Raw genomic sequence first — 16,328 nt, 5'->3', positions numbered from 1 at the left:
ATTGCATGTTTAAAATATTGCCGCAATGGGCGGACAAGTTGAAACCCACCAATATCTTACGGGAAACAGCCAAACGGCCGATTTCCTTTTTGTCGTTTGACGTGGAGGCCCTGCCAGGGCGCCACCCTGAAGACACCGATGCCATTGACCGGCTGATCTGGGGCAAGGTGGCCAATAAGGAATATGGCCTGCGCCGCATCTGCCGGATTCTGGGCGAGCACAATTTGCAGGCCAGTTTCATGATAGACATGGCTGCCTGCGCGCTTTACGGCGACAAGGCCATGCGCCAGGTGGGCGACTATCTGCGCAATCAGGGACATGAATTGCAAGTACACCTGCATTCTGAGTGGTTACTGCGGCAGTGGGGCTTGCCGGATGCCGATTTTGGCGGCCCGGCAGGTTGCGACCAGCTGGATGCACGCCTCAACCAGGCCTTTTTACAGTATTCCGCACTCAAGTTTTACCAGCTATATGGTGAAAAACCGCAGGTGTTTCGCGCCGGCGCTTTCCGTTTCAACCAGCATACGATAGACGCGGCTCTCTCCGCCGGCTTTGTGGCCCTAAGCCAGTTCAACGCCCAGCGTCATGCAGGCAGCTGGCAAGCCGGCCCTGCCGGACAACGCAACGAGCTGTTTTACTGGCCCAATGGCATGCTGGAGCTGCCTGTAGATTGCGCCCCCGAGCCACTATCTTCCAACTGGCAGGTTTATGAAGGCGCGTTCTCTCGCGTCAAGCAGCGCAAGCGCATTCAGACTTTCAATTTGACGCTGCATTCGTGGTCCTTGATGCGTCGCAACGGTGAAATATTCGACAGCCATGCGCCTGAGCATGAAGAACGGCTGCATCGGATATGTCAACACCTGACCAAACATACGCGCCCGATGACGTACCGCTCCTATTTGAACAGCCTGCCCGCGCGTGAGAACCCTGTCTGCCATGCACAATCCGTTCCGGTGACTGGAATCAGCACTAGCTGCTCGATATGTGGCGGAGAATTTGGTCAAAAGCCTCAAAGCGATATCTGCCCAGCCTGTGGAGCCCGCGCCCGGCATCGCCAGCTATTGGATGTATTCACCCGCATCGGCAATCCACTGGCTGGACGAAAGGTTCTGGCCAACTTTGCCAACCGCTTGGAGCTCCATACCTTTTTAAAGCCATGCAGGGAGGTATTAAATTTCGATATCCGCCCGGTCGGCGAATGCAACTTGCAAATGGATGTGCAGGATATGCATCCTGTTGACTCCGCCAGTTACGATGGTTTCTTTTCCATTCATATTCTCAACCACGTTCAGAATGACGAGCGCGCGTTGGCGGAAATGTACCGCGTACTGACTCCTGGCGGAGTAACTGTATTAACCGTACCCTGCCGGGAGCATGAGCCGACAACCAGCAATGAAAACCAAACCGAGCATTATGGAGAAGCCGCATTAAAAGAGTTTGGCGTAGGGTCATTTCGCCGTTATGGCCTGAATGATCTACAAGAACTGCTTGGCCGAATAGGATTTCAGGTACAGGTAGAACAGGGAGAGGATTTCATGACCGGTGAGTTCATGCCTATTTTTATCCTGACAAAACCTGCACTTGATGACATAAGCAATGTTTGATTTCTCTGCCACGCCAAGGATTACTTTGATATCGGACGAGCTGACCCGTGATGCCTTGCAGGCGCAGCTTAGCCTTAACATGGCGACACCTTGGCATATATACCGCCCTAGATGGCTAAGACATGCGCCGGTATTGATGGTTGAATCGGCGTGGAACGGTTGGCGGAACGCATGGAAGTTCAAAATCGCCTCCTATGCTGACCATCCTAAACGTAATAATCAAGCATTGCGCCGCCTGGTTAGCCATGCCAAAAGCAAAGGGATTGTAACTGTATTCTGGAATAAAGAGGATGGCGTGCACTTCGATCGTTTCATCGATAGCGCCAAGTTATTCGATCATGTATTTACAGTAGATAAAAGTTGCATTCCACGTTATAAGGCAGTAATGGGGGAGCACGCCTCTATACATACCCTGATGTTTGCCGTACAACCCAAGCTACATTGCTTTACCGGTTTTGACTTCAAACATCGCCGCGCCAATTTTGTCGGCAGCTATAGTCAACATATTCATCCCAAACGACGGGAATGGCAAAACATGCTATTTCAGGAGGCATGTAATAGCGGCTTAGGAGTTAGTGTGCGCGACCGTAATTCAGACAGAAAGGCCGAACACTATCGATACCCCGACATTGCCGGTCTTGAAGTATTGCCCGCAATTCCTTACGCACAAACAGCTCAAATGTATAAAGACTACCTGGTTTCTCTGAATATCAATACGGTAGAAAACTCGGCTACCATGTTCTCCCGCAGGCTGGTAGAGGTTATCGCCTGCGGAGGCATTGCCGTTACTAATCCGAGCCGGGCTGTAGACGCTATTTTCAAAGACTACTGTCACGTTGTCAGGGAGGCTTCTGAGACGCGAGAGCTATTTGACCGCCTGTATCGTGATGGACCAAGCGCAATCGATCTGGAACAGGCAAGAGCCGGGGCTGAATATGTCTCGCGCCATCATACTTGGAAACATCGACTGGAACAGATCTCTTCAGTCACTGGCATAGATCTCTTATGAGCCTCACACCCACATTCTTTGTTTCATGGCGAGACCATGGACTATGGAGGCAGCCTGAGCTGGCTGCATTTTTTCAAGCCAAAATGTCCATCTTGCTGCCAGGACAAACGCCTGCAAATGGCGCTCAGGCGTTTGCAGGCTGGGGGCTTCGCACCAGCGGGATTCGTGCGCAGTCATTGGCCCAACACTATATGCTGCCTTGCTGGCGACTCGAGGACGGCTTCCTTCGCAGCTTGGGTTTGGGTGTCACAGGAAGCCAATTGCTTTCAATCGTTGTGGACGACGTTGGTATTTACTATGACGCCACGCAGCCTTCCCGGCTAGAACGCTTGATAGCCGACGGGCAACTGGATGCGGCGGCTAGAATCGAGGCGAAACGCGGACTGGCGTTACTAAGCTTGTACCGCCTTTCAAAATACAACCATGCGCCATCTCTACTTTTGCCTCCGAAAGGCTCTGCGAAGCGTGTGCTAGTCATCGACCAGACATATGGTGATGTTTCCGTCCGGTTTGGCTGCGCGAACGCCGATACTTTTCGCAATATGCTCGCAACCGCTCAACGCGAGAACCCCACAGCTGAGATCTGGATCAAACGCCATCCTGATGTTGTGGCCGGCAAGCGGCGCGGTTATTTGTCTGAGGTTCCGCACGCCGCGCATTGCTTAGATCAGGACGCCTGCCCGCAATCCCTCCTCCCTCAGTTTGATGTGGTATACACCGCTACCTCGCACATGGGCTTTGAAGCGCTGGCAGCCGGCTGCAAAGTAGTCTGCTTTGGCATGCCCTGGTATGCCGGCTGGGGGCTGACCGATGACAGGCATCCGGAGATGCCCACGCTACTCCAGCGCCGCCGCCGTCAATGCACGCTGGAGGAGTTGTTTCATGCCGCTTATCTGCGCTATGCCCGTTATATTCAGCCGGAAACCGGTGAGCCCGGTTCATTTTTCGACGTGGCGGAATGGATACGCCTAAACCGGGAACTGAGGGAACAAGCTAGCGGCATCCTGTGGTGCGTCGGCATGACCCTATGGAAACGCGCCGTGGTATGGCCGTTTCTCAAGTCACCGCAAAATCGGCTGCGCTTTGTGCGGAAGCTTCCGCGACAATTGCCGCATGACAGCAAAGTTGTGGCCTGGGGCATGAAGAGCGAGCTTCAAGAAGCATGCCGGGCAAGAAATATCCCGCTGCTGGCGATGGAGGACGGCTTTTTGCGCTCGGTCGGATTGGGCTCCCACTTGCTGCCGCCGCTATCTTTGGTGGTCGATGGCGGCGGGCTGTATTACGCCTATCGATCGGACAGCGATTTGCAACGCCATCTGAACGCGGCAGCCCCGAGCGAAGAGGACTGCCTGCGGGCCAGGCAACTGCGCGCCCGGCTGGTATCCGGCCGCATCAGCAAATACAACGTGGGAAGCGGGTTTCAATTGGGTTCGGAAGCTGCCGGCAAATTGATCGTACTGGTGCCGGGGCAAGTGGAAGATGACGCGTCCATCAGGTTGGGATCGCCGGTCATTCACAGCAATCTGGCATTGCTCCAGGCTGCCCGCGCGGAGCAGCCTGATGCCTGGATTGTCTACAAACCGCACCCGGATGTGGTGTCCGGCAATCGCACGGGCCATATCGACGCTGGCCAATTGGCCGCGCTGGCCGATCAAGTGGTCGAAAATGCCGACATCTCCAGCTGCATCGCCGCCGCCGACGAGATTCACACCATGACTTCGCTAGCCGGATTCGAGGCTCTGCTGCAAGGCAAAACAGTACATTGCCATGGCGCTCCGTTCTACGCCGGCTGGGGCTTGACAAAAGACCATATCGCCTTGCCGGAAAGGAAACGTCGCCTCACGCTTAACGAGCTAGTGTACGGCGCACTGATCGCCTACCCACGTTACGTCATTCCAGGCCAAGCCGGCTATGCTCGAGTGGAAGCGGTTGTAGACTTGCTTATGCAGCAAAAACAGGAAAACAAGACACAATCACTGCAAACCAACTGGTATGCCCGGCAATGGCGCAAGGCCCAGGGGCTACTTTGCACACTTTTCTGAGACCAGTTGAAAATGGAAAATGTGCCAAATGTGACGATTAACAAGACAATTCATTGCAATGCAATATTAAATTGTCGTTAAATATCTACAAATTGCTTCCCGTCTAGCGTTTTCATACTTTTAAAAAATACACGCCTAATAAACCTGACCATGCTCGCTGCACAATCTCTGCTCAAACACAAACGGCTGTTGCTGTTGCAAGGTCCAATGGGCAACTTCTTCAACCAGTTTGCTGACTGGCTTGGAGCTCATGACATTGAGTCGCGTAAAGTCAATTTCAATGGCGGCGACTGGCTATTCCATCGACGCCCAGGAACGATGCATTATCAGGGTAAGCCATCCAGCTTCAGCCGCTGGCTGCGTTCCTACATTCGCAAGGAAGGAATCGATGGCATCGTCTGCTTTGGTGACTGCAGACGGCCGCACCGAGTTGCCTCTCTGGTCGCAAAGGAAATGGGGGTTGCTTTTTACGCCTTCGAAGAGGGCTACCTACGCCCAGACTATGTCACGCTGGAAGAAGGGGGCGTCAATGCATTTTCCCAGCTAGCCAGCCAGCCGGCGCGCTACATCGAACATGAACCTGTCCACAACATACCGCCATTGCCCACTCATCCATCGTTCCGTCGCATGGGCCTTACCGCCATGGCTTACTACGCAGCCGGGTGGTTGCTGCGGCGACAGTTCCCACACTACCGCCATCACAAAGATTTTTCGCCTTTTCGCGAGTGTTTCTTCTGGATACGAGCCGGCTGGCGAAAACAAGTGTATCGACTTACGGAAACTCGTCTCATCCAGCGCATCGTGGATCAGTGGCACAACCAATACTACCTGGTTGCTTTGCAGGTGTTCAATGATAGTCAGATTCATCAACACAGCCATTACCAAGATATTCGCGACTTCATCACGGAAATCATCCAGGCATTCGCAGCGCAAGCCGCCACAACGCATCAATTGGTTTTCAAGCATCACCCCATGGATAGAGGTCACAGGAACTATGGCCGCTTCATTCATGAACAAGCGTCACTAGCGGGAGTCGCAGGCAGGGTGCACTACGTGCATGATGCCCACCTACCGACTTTGCTGAAACTCAGTCGCGGTGTGATCACCATCAACAGCACAGTTGGCTTATCCGCCATCCACCATGGGAAACCCACTATCGCCATGGGAAGAGCCTTCTACGATATTCAAGGACTAACCTTCCAGAACGATCTGAAGCACTTCTGGAACGAGCCATACTCCGTTGACCACCAGCTATATGGCAAGCTGCGCTCCTACATGATCAAGCACACGCAGTTGAACGGAGCGTTCTTCGGCAAGTCTCACTGGATGCAGCCCCCCAGGCTAGCGTCGCACTCATTTTCGTGGAGAGTCTTACTCAGACTCACAAAATGATCTCTACGCCCATTTTTCTTTGCGTAGCATATAGCTCGCAGTCTATCCTTCCAATCACAAGGATAGACTACTAATCCACAATGCAATAATTCACATGAAAACAATATATTTCAAAATGTAAAAAATAAAAATAGTGTTTTATTTTTTCAAAATAAAGAGCATGATTGTCGCCAGGAGCCCTACTCCGACTCAACCAACCATCACAAAATGGAAAGACATGAAAATCAATTGGTTGTTACCCATCGTGCTTGCCCTCCCATCCACACAGTCCTTTGCAGATATTTCCATCTTGGCACCCTTTGCCTCCAAACACTATGGCTGCAACAATAAAAAGCATGAATGCGAATTTCACCAGTTCAATCCGGGACTAGGCGTTGAGTGGTCGCCACAAGAATATAGCTGGGGCCGCCCCATTATACGCGGAGCTGTCTATAGCGATTCATCTGCCAAATTTGCTTACTATGCCGCAGGCGGCATACGCAAAGACTTTAATGTGATGGATGATGTCAAATTAGGCGTAGGGCTATACGCTGGCTACCTGAATGGCTCAGACCATCGAGGCTTTGCAGCATTACCATTTGTTTCCGTTGGCTATAAAAAGCTATCCTTTGAAATTGGATACGGCGACTCCAAAGCAGGTCATCACACACATAAAGAAGAGGTGAATCATATTCTTACCTTTAGTGCAAGGTATGACCTATGATCCTCGGTTAGATAAACCAATAAATCAAAGCACAAAAAAGACTTCATGAAGTGAAAGAGCGACTGCTTTACAGTCGCTCTTTCACTTTTAGAGGAAGCCGGCCGGATTTTGACTTTGCCAGCGCCAACTGTCGCGGCACATGTCTTGCAGGCCCTTTTCTGCCGTCCAGCCCAGCAGCGTGGCTGCCGCGGAGGGGTCTGCCCAGCACTCGGCGATGTCCCCTGGCCGACGCTCCACAATCTGGTAAGGCACTTTCACGCCGTTGACCTGCTCAAAAGTCTGGATCATTTCCAGCACCGAATAGCCCTTGCCGGTGCCTAGATTCACCGTCAGCAAGCCTGGCTGCTTGGCCAGAGCCTCCACCGCCTTGACATGGCCTGCCGCCAAATCCACCACGTGGATATAGTCGCGCACGCCGGTGCCGTCCTTGGTCGGGTAGTCGCTGCCGAACACCTTGAGCTGCGCTTGCTTGCCGCAGGCTACTTGGGTAATGAAAGGCATCAGATTATTGGGAATGCCGTTGGGATCTTCGCCGATCTCGCCGCTTTCGTGCGCGCCGATGGGGTTGAAATAACGCAACAGCGCGACATTCCAATCCGGCTCCGCCTTGGCGAAATCGCGCAGCATGTCTTCGACGATCAGCTTGCTGCGGCCGTAAGGATTGGTGGCGGACAACGGAAAGGATTCCGTGATCGGCACCGAGGCCGGATTGCCATAGACGGTGGCGGAAGAGCTGAATACGAAGTTGCGCACGCCGTGCTGTTTCATCGCGCGCAGCAGAGACAAAGTGCCATCCACATTGTTCTCATAATATTCGAGCGGCTTGGCCACCGACTCGCCCACTGCTTTCAAGCCGGCAAAATGGATGACAGCTTGAACAGGATGCTGAAGAGCCGCCTGCAGCGCCTTGGCATCGCGGACATCGCCCTCAATGAAAGTCAGCGTCTTGCCGGTCAATTTTTCGACACGACGCAGCGATTCCGCCTTGCTATTGCACAGATTGTCCAAGACAACCAGCTCATAGCCCGCATCCAGCAATTGCACGCAAGTATGCGAGCCGATATAGCCCGCGCCGCCCGTCACCAAGATCATATTGTTGTCCACTCGCTCTCGATATGAGACATAAAGTTTAGCCGATTCCAGATAGCGAAACAGCGCCCGCAGGCGCTGCTTCATCTTCTGATCGCAAACTAATGCTTGCGGCCTATCGCCCTCGCCCCGATGTCGCGGCGATATTGCTTGCCGGAGAACTCGATGGCGTCGGCCAGCTGGTAGGCTCGGTTTTGCGCCATCTTCACGCTGTCGCCCAAGCCTACCGCGCACAGCACTCGGCCGCCGCTGGTGCGCAGCTGGCGCTGCTCGTCCAGCACGGAGCCGGCATGGAACACGATGCCGTCCTCGCTTTCCGCCGGAATGCCGTGAATGCCGTCGCCTTTGCGCGGCGCGTCTGGATAACCGGCCGCAGCCAGCACCACGCCCAGCGCCACGCGGCGGTCCCACTCGGCTTCTACCTTATCCAGCTTGCCGTTGACGCCGGCTTCCAGCAGCGTGGTGAAGTCGGTCTTCAGGCGCGCCATGATGGGCTGGGTTTCCGGGTCGCCGAAACGGCAGTTGAACTCGATCACCTTGGGATGGCCCGCCTCGTCTATCATCAGGCCAGCGTAAAGAAAGCCAGTGTAGGAATGGCCGTCCTTCTTCATGCCCTGCACCACCGGCTGGATGATTTCGCGCATCACCCGGTTGTGCACTTCCGGCGTCACCACCGGCGCCGGGCTGTAGGCGCCCATGCCGCCGGTATTCGGCCCCTGGTCATGATCCAGCAGACGCTTGTGGTCCTGGCTGGTGGCCATCGGCAGCACGTGCTCGCCGTCCACCATCACAATGAAGCTGGCTTCCTCGCCGTGCAGGAAATCCTCGATGACTACGCGGCTGCCGGCTTCGCCCATCTTGTTGCCCAGCAACATGTCGTCGATGGCGGCGTGCGCCTCTTCCAGCGTCATCGCCACCACCACGCCCTTGCCGGCGGCCAGGCCGTCGGCCTTGATCACGATGGGCGCGCCCTTGCCGTCCACATAGGCATGCGCGGCCGCGGCGTCGGTAAAGGTTTGATAGCCCGCGGTGGGGATGCCGTGGCGCTGCATGAAGGCCTTGGCGAAATCCTTTGAGCTTTCCAGTTGGGCGCAATACTGGGTGGGGCCGAACACTTTCAGGCCCTCGCCGCGGAAAGCGTCCACCACGCCGGCGGCCAGCGGCGCTTCCGGACCGACCACAGTCAGGTCGATCTTTTCTTCTTTGGCGAAGGCCAGCCACTCGGCTACGCCATTGGCGGCGATATTGGTCAGATTGGCATCCAACGCGGTTCCGGCGTTGCCCGGCGCGACAAACACCTTGGACACGCGCTTGGACTTGGCGATGCGCCAGGCCAGCGCATGTTCGCGACCGCCGGAACCGATCACGAGAACTTTCATGGTTTTCTTTCCCTTGTGCGCCGCGCCTCAAGGCGTTGCGCGTGCAAATGTTTATGGCGGGCAAGCATGACGTCTTCTCTTTATCAGAGAGAAGAACCCGGGCCGGAGCCCGGTAAAATTCTGCCCAGCCATTATGACGCGGAATGGCGAGATGCCATTGAATTTCGATCCCGTCATCCTGGGCAAGAAGAGACGGAGTGTCGCTGCTTGTCTACAACATCGGCGGAACGCCCCTGCGGGGCTTCCGCCCTACCGTCAGTGGCGGAAATGGCGCACGCCGGTCAACACCAGCGCGATGCCGTGCTCGTCCGCCGCGGCGAACACTTCTTCGTCGCGCATCGAGCCGCCCGGCTGGATGATGGCCTTGATGCCCTGCTCGGCGATGACGTCGATGCCGTCGCGGAACGGGAAGAAGGCGTCAGACGCCGCCACCGCGCCGGCCAGGCTCAAACCGGCATCCTGCGCCTTGCGGGCGGCGATGCGGGTGGAGTCGACGCGGCTCATCTGGCCGGCGCCGATGCCGGCGGTCTGGCCATCCTTGCAGAATACGATGGCGTTGGATTTGACGAACTTGGCCACGCGCCAGGCGAACAGCAGGTCCGACATTTCCTGCGGCGTCGGCTGGCGCTTGCTGACCACGCGCAGCTCGTCCAGGCCCACGTTGCGGATGTCCGGCGTCTGCACCAGCACGCCGCCGCCGACACGCTTCAGCTCGAAGCGGTTGGCGCCGGACTCCAGCGGGATTTCCAGCACGCGCACATTCTTCTTGGCGGCGATGATGGCCTTGGCTTCGTCGCTGAAGGCCGGGGCGATCAGCACTTCCAGGAACTGGCCGGTCACAGCCTCCACCGTTGCGGCATCCACCGGGCGGTTGAAGGCGATGATGCCGCCGAAGGCGCTGGTGGTGTCGGTGGCGAAGGCCAGCTTGTAGGCCGACAGCGTGTCCGGGCCGACCGCCACGCCGCACGGGTTGGCGTGCTTGACGATGACGCAGGCGGTTTGCTCGAAAGTCTTCACCGCTTCCCAGGCCGCGTCGGCGTCGGCGATGTTGTTGTAGGACAGCTCCTTGCCCTGCAGCTGCTGGTAGTGGGCGATGCTGCCGGCGGCCGGGTCCAGATCGCGGTAGAACGCCGCCGCCTGGTGCGGATTCTCGCCGTAGCGCATGTCCTGCACCTTGATGAACTGGGCGTTCAGGCGGTTCGGGAAGGCGACGCGTTCCGGCTTGCCGGCCACCACGCCTTCGGCCAGGCTGGTCAGGTAGTTGGAGATGGCGCCATCGTAGGCGGCGGTGTGGGTGAAAGCCTTTTTGGCCAGCTCGAAACGGGTAGCCTTGGCCAGCTTGCCGCCATTGGCCCGCAATTCGGCCGTCAGCGCCGGGTAATCGCCGCTGTCGGTGACGATGGCCACATGCGCCCAGTTTTTGGCCGCCGAGCGCACCATGGTCGGGCCGCCGATGTCGATGTTCTCGATCGCGTCTTCCAGCGAACAATCCGGATTGGCGATAGTGGCTTCGAAGGGGTAAAGATTGACGCACACCAGGTCGATATTGCCGATGCCGTGCTCGGCCATGGTGGACACATGCTCGGGCAGGTCGCGGCGGCCCAGGATGCCGCCGTGCACCTTGGGATGCAGCGTCTTGACGCGGCCATCCAGCATTTCCGGGAAGCCGGTGTAATCGGACACTTCGGTCACCGGCACGCCGGCGTCCTGCAGCAGTTTGGCGGTGCCGCCGGTGGACAGGATATGCACGCCGAGAGCGGCCAGCTCCTTGGCGAATTCCAGTACACCGCTCTTGTCGGACACGCTGATCAGCGCTCGTTCGATCTTGGTCATGTTTCTCTACCGCTTAGGCTATGGATAAACACAAAAAAAACCGGCCATCCTGTTACGGTATGGCCGGTTATCTTCAAATCAAATCATACGACTTCATCTTCTTGCGCAGCGTGTTGCGGTTCAAACCCAGCAACTCAGCCGCTCGCGTCTGGTTGCCCTGGGTGTGTATCAGCACCACCTCCAAGAGCGGCTTTTCGACACAGGCGAGCACCATGTCGTAGATCGCCGACGGCGCCTCGCCGTCCAGGTCGCGAAAATATTGTTCCATCGCCAGCCTCACTGACTGGGAAATGTGATCGTTGTTCTGCATCTTGTTATATCTGTCCAGATCCAAGGGTCCCCATGAGACCCGCTCAAGCCCCGCAGGTCTCGCCCTCCGCGACATCGTCGCGGTCCATCCCGTCATTCTCGACTACATAGCTTAGACGATCCGAAGCCCCGCCCAGCCGTCCGAAATACTCGCCCACCGCCAGCCGCTGCTCGTCAGTGCTTTCCAGCTGGTACATCTGTTGGCGGAAGGCGTTGCCGCCGGCCAGCCCCTTGGTATACCAGGCGATATGCTTGCGGGCGATGCGGCAGCCCGAGTATTCGCCGTAAAACCCATACAGCTCGTCCAGATGGCCCAGCATCAGCTCGCGGATTTCGCCCACCGTCGGCGGCGGCAGCGGCTCGCCGGTTTCCAGGTAATGCTGGATCTCGCGAAAGATCCACGGCCTGCCCTGGGCCGCGCGGCCTATCATGATCGCGTCGGCGCCGGTGTAATCCAGCACGTGGCGGGCCTTCTCCGGTGAGTTGATGTCGCCATTGGCGATCACAGGGATCGAAATCGCCCGCTTGACCTCGCGTATGGTGTCGTACTCGGCCGCGCCGCGGTACATGTCCTCGCGGGTGCGGCCATGCAAGGCCAGAGCGGCGATGCCGGCGTTTTCCGCCATCTTCGCCACCGTCAGCGCGGTTTTCACTTCCTGGCTCCAGCCGGTGCGGGTTTTCAGCGTCACCGGCACGTCTACCGCCTTGACCACCGCCTCCAGGATGCGGCCGACATTGTCCAAGTCGCGCAGCAGCGCCGAACCGGCGGCCACATTGCACACTTTCTTGGCCGGACAACCCATATTGATGTCGATGATCTGCGCGCCGTGCTCAACATTCAGCCTGGCCGCGTCGGCCAGCATCTGCGGATCGCCGCCGGCGATCTGCACCACGATGGGTTCGACTTCGCCTTCATGGTTGGCGCGGCGCAGCGTTTTCGGCGTGGTCCACAGCGCCTTGTTGGCGGTGATCATCTCCGAAACCGCCATGCCGGCGCCCAGCCGCTTGCACAGCATGCGGAAGGGCCTGTCGGTCACTCCGGCCATCGGTGCCACGATCAACCGGTTTTTCAGTGAATAAGGGCCTATCTGCATGACGAATAAATGACAAGTAAAGACTGGGAAGGGTCGGTATTGTATAGCTTTTCCCGCGGGGCGGGAAAAATTTTTGCTTATTTTTTAAGCAAGTTCGATAGCCGAAAATAATCGGCTCGGGAATTGGGTGGAAGTCAGTCGATAAGCCGGGTTCTGTCGTTGGACAATCATTCCTCTAGGCCTGCCGTTGCCGACAGGCTCAAGCAACCTACCCGGGGACAACGCGAGCCGCGTTAGCGCCCCCCTATTTGGTCTTGCTCCGGATGGGGTTTAGCCTGCCGTCCGTGTCGCCACGTCCGCGGTGCGCTCTTACCGCAGGCGGGTTGCCCCGCCTGTCCGGGCCGGCTTGCGCCTCCCGGTACACCTTTTCACCCTTGCCTGATCCGCCCTTGCGGGTTTTCGTCGGGACTAGCCCTTCGAAAAGACTTTGTCGACCTTGCGGTCGACAAGTCCGGCCATCGGCGGTTCAGCTCTCTGTTCCACTTTCCGTCGCCTCGCGGCGCCCGGCCGTTAGCCGGCATCCTGCTCTATGGAGCCCGGACTTTCCTCCCCGCCCTTGCGGGCGCGGCGATTGTCTGACTGACTTCCGGGCGCGATTTTAACGGAAAAGCGCTTCCTCCGCCCGACAATTTTTCATGACATTCAGGAGAATCCCGTATACTGGCTATCCCTTGTCGTCGCCATGAGATTCTGATGGAGTTGAATCAAGCCAGACTGTCGCGCCTGCAATTGTTCGGCACCCTGGCCATCGTGTTTGCGCTGGCGCTGACATTGACCAGCTATTTCCTGGCGATGAGCTGGCACGACTTCCAATCCGGCCGGCAAAACATCGAGCAGGAAGCGTCGGCTCGCGCCCGCGGCAGCCTGCAGGCTTATGCGGAACACGGGCTGCTGCTGCTCTCGGCGCTGCGCGAACGCACCAACGACACGGTCAAGCGCCAGTTGCAGGAGCAGGTCGACCTGGCCTGGGGCACCGCCGACGCCATCTGGCGCCGCGAGCACAGCCGCCGCCGCGAGCAGGACGTGAAAAAGCTGATCATCGAAGCGTTGCGGCCCTTGCGCTATTTCGACGGCCGCGGCTATTTCTTCATCGACACCCTCGATGGCCATTGCGTGCTGCTGCCCATCGATCCCAAGCGCGAAGGCAGCTCCTTGCTGGAAAACCGCGACGATCACGGCCGCTTCATCATGAAGAACCTGATCGACTCGGTCAGCGGCGAAGACGGCGCCGGCTTCACCGCCTATCGCTGGTATTTGCCGGGCAACCGGCAGATGGACGACAAAATCACTTACGCGCGCCGCTTCCACCCCTACAACTGGCTGATAGGCAGCGGCGAGTACGTCAGCAATGTGGAGGCCTCGCTGCAACAGCAGGGCCTGGACACGCTGTCGCGGATGCGCTTCAACCAGGAAGGCGGCGAGCTGATGATCATCGACCGCCAGGGCATCATCCGCCTCTACCCCAGCCAGCCCTCCCTGGTCGGCAAACCTTACCGCCAACTGGCGGCAGACGAGCGCGCCCGCGTCGAACAGCTGATCAACCAGGGCAAGCGCGGCGGCTATATCGAATTCACCCGCCCCGACAGCGCCGGCATGGGCAATATCGCCTACCTGGCCTACAGCAAGCTGCTGCCGGGTTGGGACTGGACCCTGGTGGCCAGCCTCAAGGTGCAAACCATACAGGACGACAGCCTGCGCGCCGCGCAAAGGCTGAAAGGCCGGCTGGCGGAACGGATCGCCGCCACGCTGGGCATGACGCTGATCGCCATGCTGTGCGCCGGCCTGTTCTGCTGGTATTTCGTGCGCTGGGTCGACACGCTGGTGCGGCGCTATCAGCACGATCTGGCGATGAGCCATCTGTCGCTGAAGGAGCAGGCGCGCGAATTGCGGCTCAGCCACTTCATGATCGACAACGCCACCGACATGGTGGCGCTGCGCAATACCCAGGGCGAGGTTGTCTATTGCAACCAGGCGCTGCGCCAGCAGCCGCAGTTGACGGAGCAACTATTCCGCCACCCGCCCGGCAATTATCCGCTCACCTTTGAAATCGCCTGCGGTGAAAGCCAGCACCTGGAAATCACGCTGACCGAGCTGATCTACGAAGGAGAGCGTTACCTGTGCGCCTCCGCGCGCGACATCAGCGGCCGCCGCCAGACCGAGCGCCAGCTCAGGCTGGCGGCCCAGGTGTTCGAATCCAGCAACGAAGCCATTCTGATCACCGATCCGGACAACCGCATCCTCACCGTCAACCGCGCCTTCTCCCATATCACCGGCTATAGCGAAGCCCAGGCGCGCGGCCAGAAGCCGTCATTGCTGGCCTCCGGCCGCCATGACGCCGCCTTCTACCGCCAGATGTGGGAAATGCTGCTGCAGCGCGGCCACTGGACCGGCGAAATCTGGAATCGCCGCCAGGATGGCGAACAGTTTCCCTGCTGGGTGAACATCACCGTATTGCGCGACAATCAAGGCGAAATCAGCCATTTCATTTCCTTGTTCGCCGACATCACCGAACGCAAGGAGCAAGAGGCCAAGGTCCAGCACATGGCGGAATACGACGCGCTGACCGACCTGCCCAACCGCGTGCTGGTCAATGACCGCCTCCATCAGGCCATCCGCCAGGCGGAGCTGCAGCACAGCCAGCTGGCGGTGCTGTTCGTCGATCTGGACCATTTCAAGAACATCAACGACACCCTGGGCCACAGCGCCGGCGACGAGCTGCTGAAGGAAGTGGCGCGCCGGCTGGCGGCCTCGGTGCGCGGACTGGATACCGTCGGCCGCACCGGCGGCGACGAGTTCGTGCTGATCCTGCCCTCCATCCACCAGCCTAGCGAGGCGGCGCAGATCGCCGAACGCATCTTGCGCACCATGCAACAGCCGTTCCAGATTGGCAGCCACTCGCTGGTGGTCAGTTGCAGCATAGGCATCAGCCTGATGCCGGACGACGGCAACGATATCCAGAACCTGCTGATGAACGCCGATCTGGCGATGTACCACGCCAAGGCGCATGGCCGGAACACTTTCCGCTTCTATACCCGCGAGATGAACGCGCAAGTGGCGGAGCGATTGCTGGTGGAAAACCGGCTGCGCCGGGCGATGGAGCAGAACCAGCTGTATCTGGTCTACCAGCCGCAATACGATATGGGCGGACGCAGGCTGCTGGGCTGCGAAGCGCTGCTGCGCTGGCGCGATCCGGAGCAGGGGCTGATCATGCCGAGCCGCTTCATTCCTGTGGCGGAGGACACCGGCCTGATCGTGCCGCTGGGTCGCTGGGTATTGAATGAGGCCTGCCAACAGGCCAGCCGCTGGCTGCGCGCGGGATTGGGGCCGATCCGGGTGGCCGTCAACGTCTCGGCGCATCAACTGATGCGCCACGATTTCATCGACGACGTGCGCGAAGCGTTGCAGCAACACAAGCTGCCAGGCCACTGCCTGGAGCTGGAGGTGACGGAAAGCACGCTGATGGCCGATGCCGACCTGGCCTCGCGCCAGCTGGCTGTGATCAAGGCGATGGGCGTCAGGCTGTCGGTGGATGATTTCGGCACCGGCTACTCCAGCCTGGCCTATCTGAAACGCTTCGCGCCGGACACGGTCAAGATAGACCGCTCCTTCATCATGGATCTGCCCGGCGATGAGGAAAACGCCGCCATCGTCAGCGCCATCGTTCATCTGGCGGGCGCGCTGGGCATGGAAACGTTGGCGGAAGGGGTGGAGAACGAAAACCAGCAGAGTTATCTGCAAAGCCTGGGCTGCGAAGCGATGCAGGGCTACCTGCTGGGCACGCCCTTGCCGGAGGAGCAAATGACGGCCAGGCTGACGGCCATGCAAACAGCCGCCGCCTCGCCTATCTGATTAGAATCCGCCGCGCCGCCGGCGT

General features: G+C 58.2%; 11 protein-coding genes and 1 other RNA gene. 6 read left to right on the top strand and 6 right to left on the bottom strand.

Going from position 1 to position 16,328, the window contains the following annotated elements; all coding sequences use genetic code 11:
• Positions 1-5 precede the first annotated feature (5 nt).
• The 5 genes from NKT35_RS09150 (at position 6) to NKT35_RS09130 (ending at position 6,750) form a co-directional block, all read left to right on the top strand.
• A complete protein-coding gene (locus NKT35_RS09150; RefSeq protein ID WP_254300691.1) occupies positions 6-1,604 on the top strand; it encodes a methyltransferase domain-containing protein in 1,599 nt (532 codons plus the stop codon).
• Positions 1,597-2,613, top strand: a complete 1,017-nt coding sequence (locus NKT35_RS09145) for a CgeB family protein (RefSeq protein ID WP_254300690.1) — start codon at positions 1,597-1,599, stop codon at positions 2,611-2,613. Before NKT35_RS09150 ends, NKT35_RS09145 begins: the two co-directional genes overlap by 8 nt.
• A gap of 83 nt (positions 2,614-2,696) precedes the next feature.
• Positions 2,697-4,655: a capsule polysaccharide biogenesis protein gene (locus NKT35_RS09140; RefSeq protein ID WP_254300689.1), complete on the top strand. Its 1,959-nt coding sequence runs from the start codon at positions 2,697-2,699 to the stop codon at positions 4,653-4,655.
• Between the two features lie 150 nt (positions 4,656-4,805).
• Positions 4,806-6,047 carry a capsule polysaccharide biogenesis protein gene (locus NKT35_RS09135; protein WP_254300688.1) on the top strand — a complete coding sequence of 414 codons (1,242 nt, stop codon included), beginning with the start codon at positions 4,806-4,808 and terminating at the stop codon, positions 6,045-6,047.
• Between the two features lie 217 nt (positions 6,048-6,264).
• Positions 6,265-6,750, top strand: coding sequence for a hypothetical protein (locus tag NKT35_RS09130; RefSeq protein ID WP_254300687.1), 486 nt, complete (start codon positions 6,265-6,267; stop codon positions 6,748-6,750).
• 87 nt (positions 6,751-6,837) lie between these two features.
• On the opposite strand, the gene galE is transcribed toward NKT35_RS09130, so the two are convergent.
• From galE to rnpB, 6 genes are all read right to left on the bottom strand, one after another.
• Positions 6,838-7,842, bottom strand: a complete 1,005-nt coding sequence (galE, locus tag NKT35_RS09125; protein ID WP_254300686.1) for a UDP-glucose 4-epimerase GalE — start codon at positions 7,840-7,842, stop codon at positions 6,838-6,840.
• Positions 7,843-7,940: 98 nt separating this feature from the next.
• On the bottom strand, positions 7,941-9,218 hold the full coding sequence (gene purD, locus NKT35_RS09120; RefSeq protein WP_254300685.1) for a phosphoribosylamine--glycine ligase: 1,278 nt from the start codon (positions 9,216-9,218) through the stop codon (positions 7,941-7,943).
• A 255-nt stretch (positions 9,219-9,473) separates the two neighbouring features.
• Positions 9,474-11,051 carry a bifunctional phosphoribosylaminoimidazolecarboxamide formyltransferase/IMP cyclohydrolase gene (gene purH / locus NKT35_RS09115; RefSeq protein WP_254300684.1) on the bottom strand — a complete coding sequence of 526 codons (1,578 nt, stop codon included), beginning with the start codon at positions 11,049-11,051 and terminating at the stop codon, positions 9,474-9,476.
• Positions 11,052-11,124: 73 nt separating this feature from the next.
• Positions 11,125-11,361 carry a helix-turn-helix domain-containing protein gene (locus tag NKT35_RS09110; protein ID WP_011134100.1) on the bottom strand — a complete coding sequence of 79 codons (237 nt, stop codon included), beginning with the start codon at positions 11,359-11,361 and terminating at the stop codon, positions 11,125-11,127.
• Positions 11,362-11,404: 43 nt separating this feature from the next.
• The gene (dusB, locus tag NKT35_RS09105) at positions 11,405-12,454 is read right to left on the bottom strand and encodes a tRNA dihydrouridine synthase DusB (RefSeq protein ID WP_254300683.1); all 1,050 of its coding nucleotides are present in this window, start codon (positions 12,452-12,454) and stop codon (positions 11,405-11,407) included.
• A gap of 126 nt (positions 12,455-12,580) precedes the next feature.
• Positions 12,581-13,041, bottom strand: an RNA gene (gene rnpB, locus NKT35_RS09100) — RNase P RNA component class A.
• A 106-nt stretch (positions 13,042-13,147) separates the two neighbouring features.
• Here rnpB and NKT35_RS09095 point away from each other — a divergent pair.
• Positions 13,148-16,303, top strand: coding sequence for an EAL domain-containing protein (locus NKT35_RS09095; protein ID WP_254300682.1), 3,156 nt, complete (start codon positions 13,148-13,150; stop codon positions 16,301-16,303).
• Positions 16,304-16,328 lie beyond the last annotated feature (25 nt).

This window comes from Chromobacterium sp. IIBBL 290-4 (assembly GCF_024207115.1).
Taxonomy (GTDB): Bacteria; Pseudomonadota; Gammaproteobacteria; order Burkholderiales; family Chromobacteriaceae; genus Chromobacterium.
This window is presented reverse-complemented; position numbering and strand designations above follow the sequence as displayed.

What these genes read in the sequence shown, in the direction of transcription:
- galE (WP_254300686.1), bottom strand. Translation starts at nt 7,842, where the DNA reads ATGATCTTGGTGACGGGCGGCGCGGGCTATATCGGCTCGCATACTTGC.
- dusB (WP_254300683.1), bottom strand. Translation starts at nt 12,454, where the DNA reads ATGCAGATAGGCCCTTATTCACTGAAAAACCGGTTGATCGTGGCACCG.
- purH (WP_254300684.1), bottom strand. Translation starts at nt 11,051, where the DNA reads ATGACCAAGATCGAACGAGCGCTGATCAGCGTGTCCGACAAGAGCGGT.
- NKT35_RS09095 (WP_254300682.1), top strand. Translation starts at nt 13,148, where the DNA reads ATGGAGTTGAATCAAGCCAGACTGTCGCGCCTGCAATTGTTCGGCACC.
- NKT35_RS09110 (WP_011134100.1), bottom strand. Translation starts at nt 11,361, where the DNA reads ATGCAGAACAACGATCACATTTCCCAGTCAGTGAGGCTGGCGATGGAA.
- purD (WP_254300685.1), bottom strand. Translation starts at nt 9,218, where the DNA reads ATGAAAGTTCTCGTGATCGGTTCCGGCGGTCGCGAACATGCGCTGGCC.
- NKT35_RS09150 (WP_254300691.1), top strand. Translation starts at nt 6, where the DNA reads ATGTTTAAAATATTGCCGCAATGGGCGGACAAGTTGAAACCCACCAAT.
- NKT35_RS09135 (WP_254300688.1), top strand. Translation starts at nt 4,806, where the DNA reads ATGCTCGCTGCACAATCTCTGCTCAAACACAAACGGCTGTTGCTGTTG.
- NKT35_RS09130 (WP_254300687.1), top strand. Translation starts at nt 6,265, where the DNA reads ATGAAAATCAATTGGTTGTTACCCATCGTGCTTGCCCTCCCATCCACA.
- NKT35_RS09140 (WP_254300689.1), top strand. Translation starts at nt 2,697, where the DNA reads ATGTCCATCTTGCTGCCAGGACAAACGCCTGCAAATGGCGCTCAGGCG.
- NKT35_RS09145 (WP_254300690.1), top strand. Translation starts at nt 1,597, where the DNA reads ATGTTTGATTTCTCTGCCACGCCAAGGATTACTTTGATATCGGACGAG.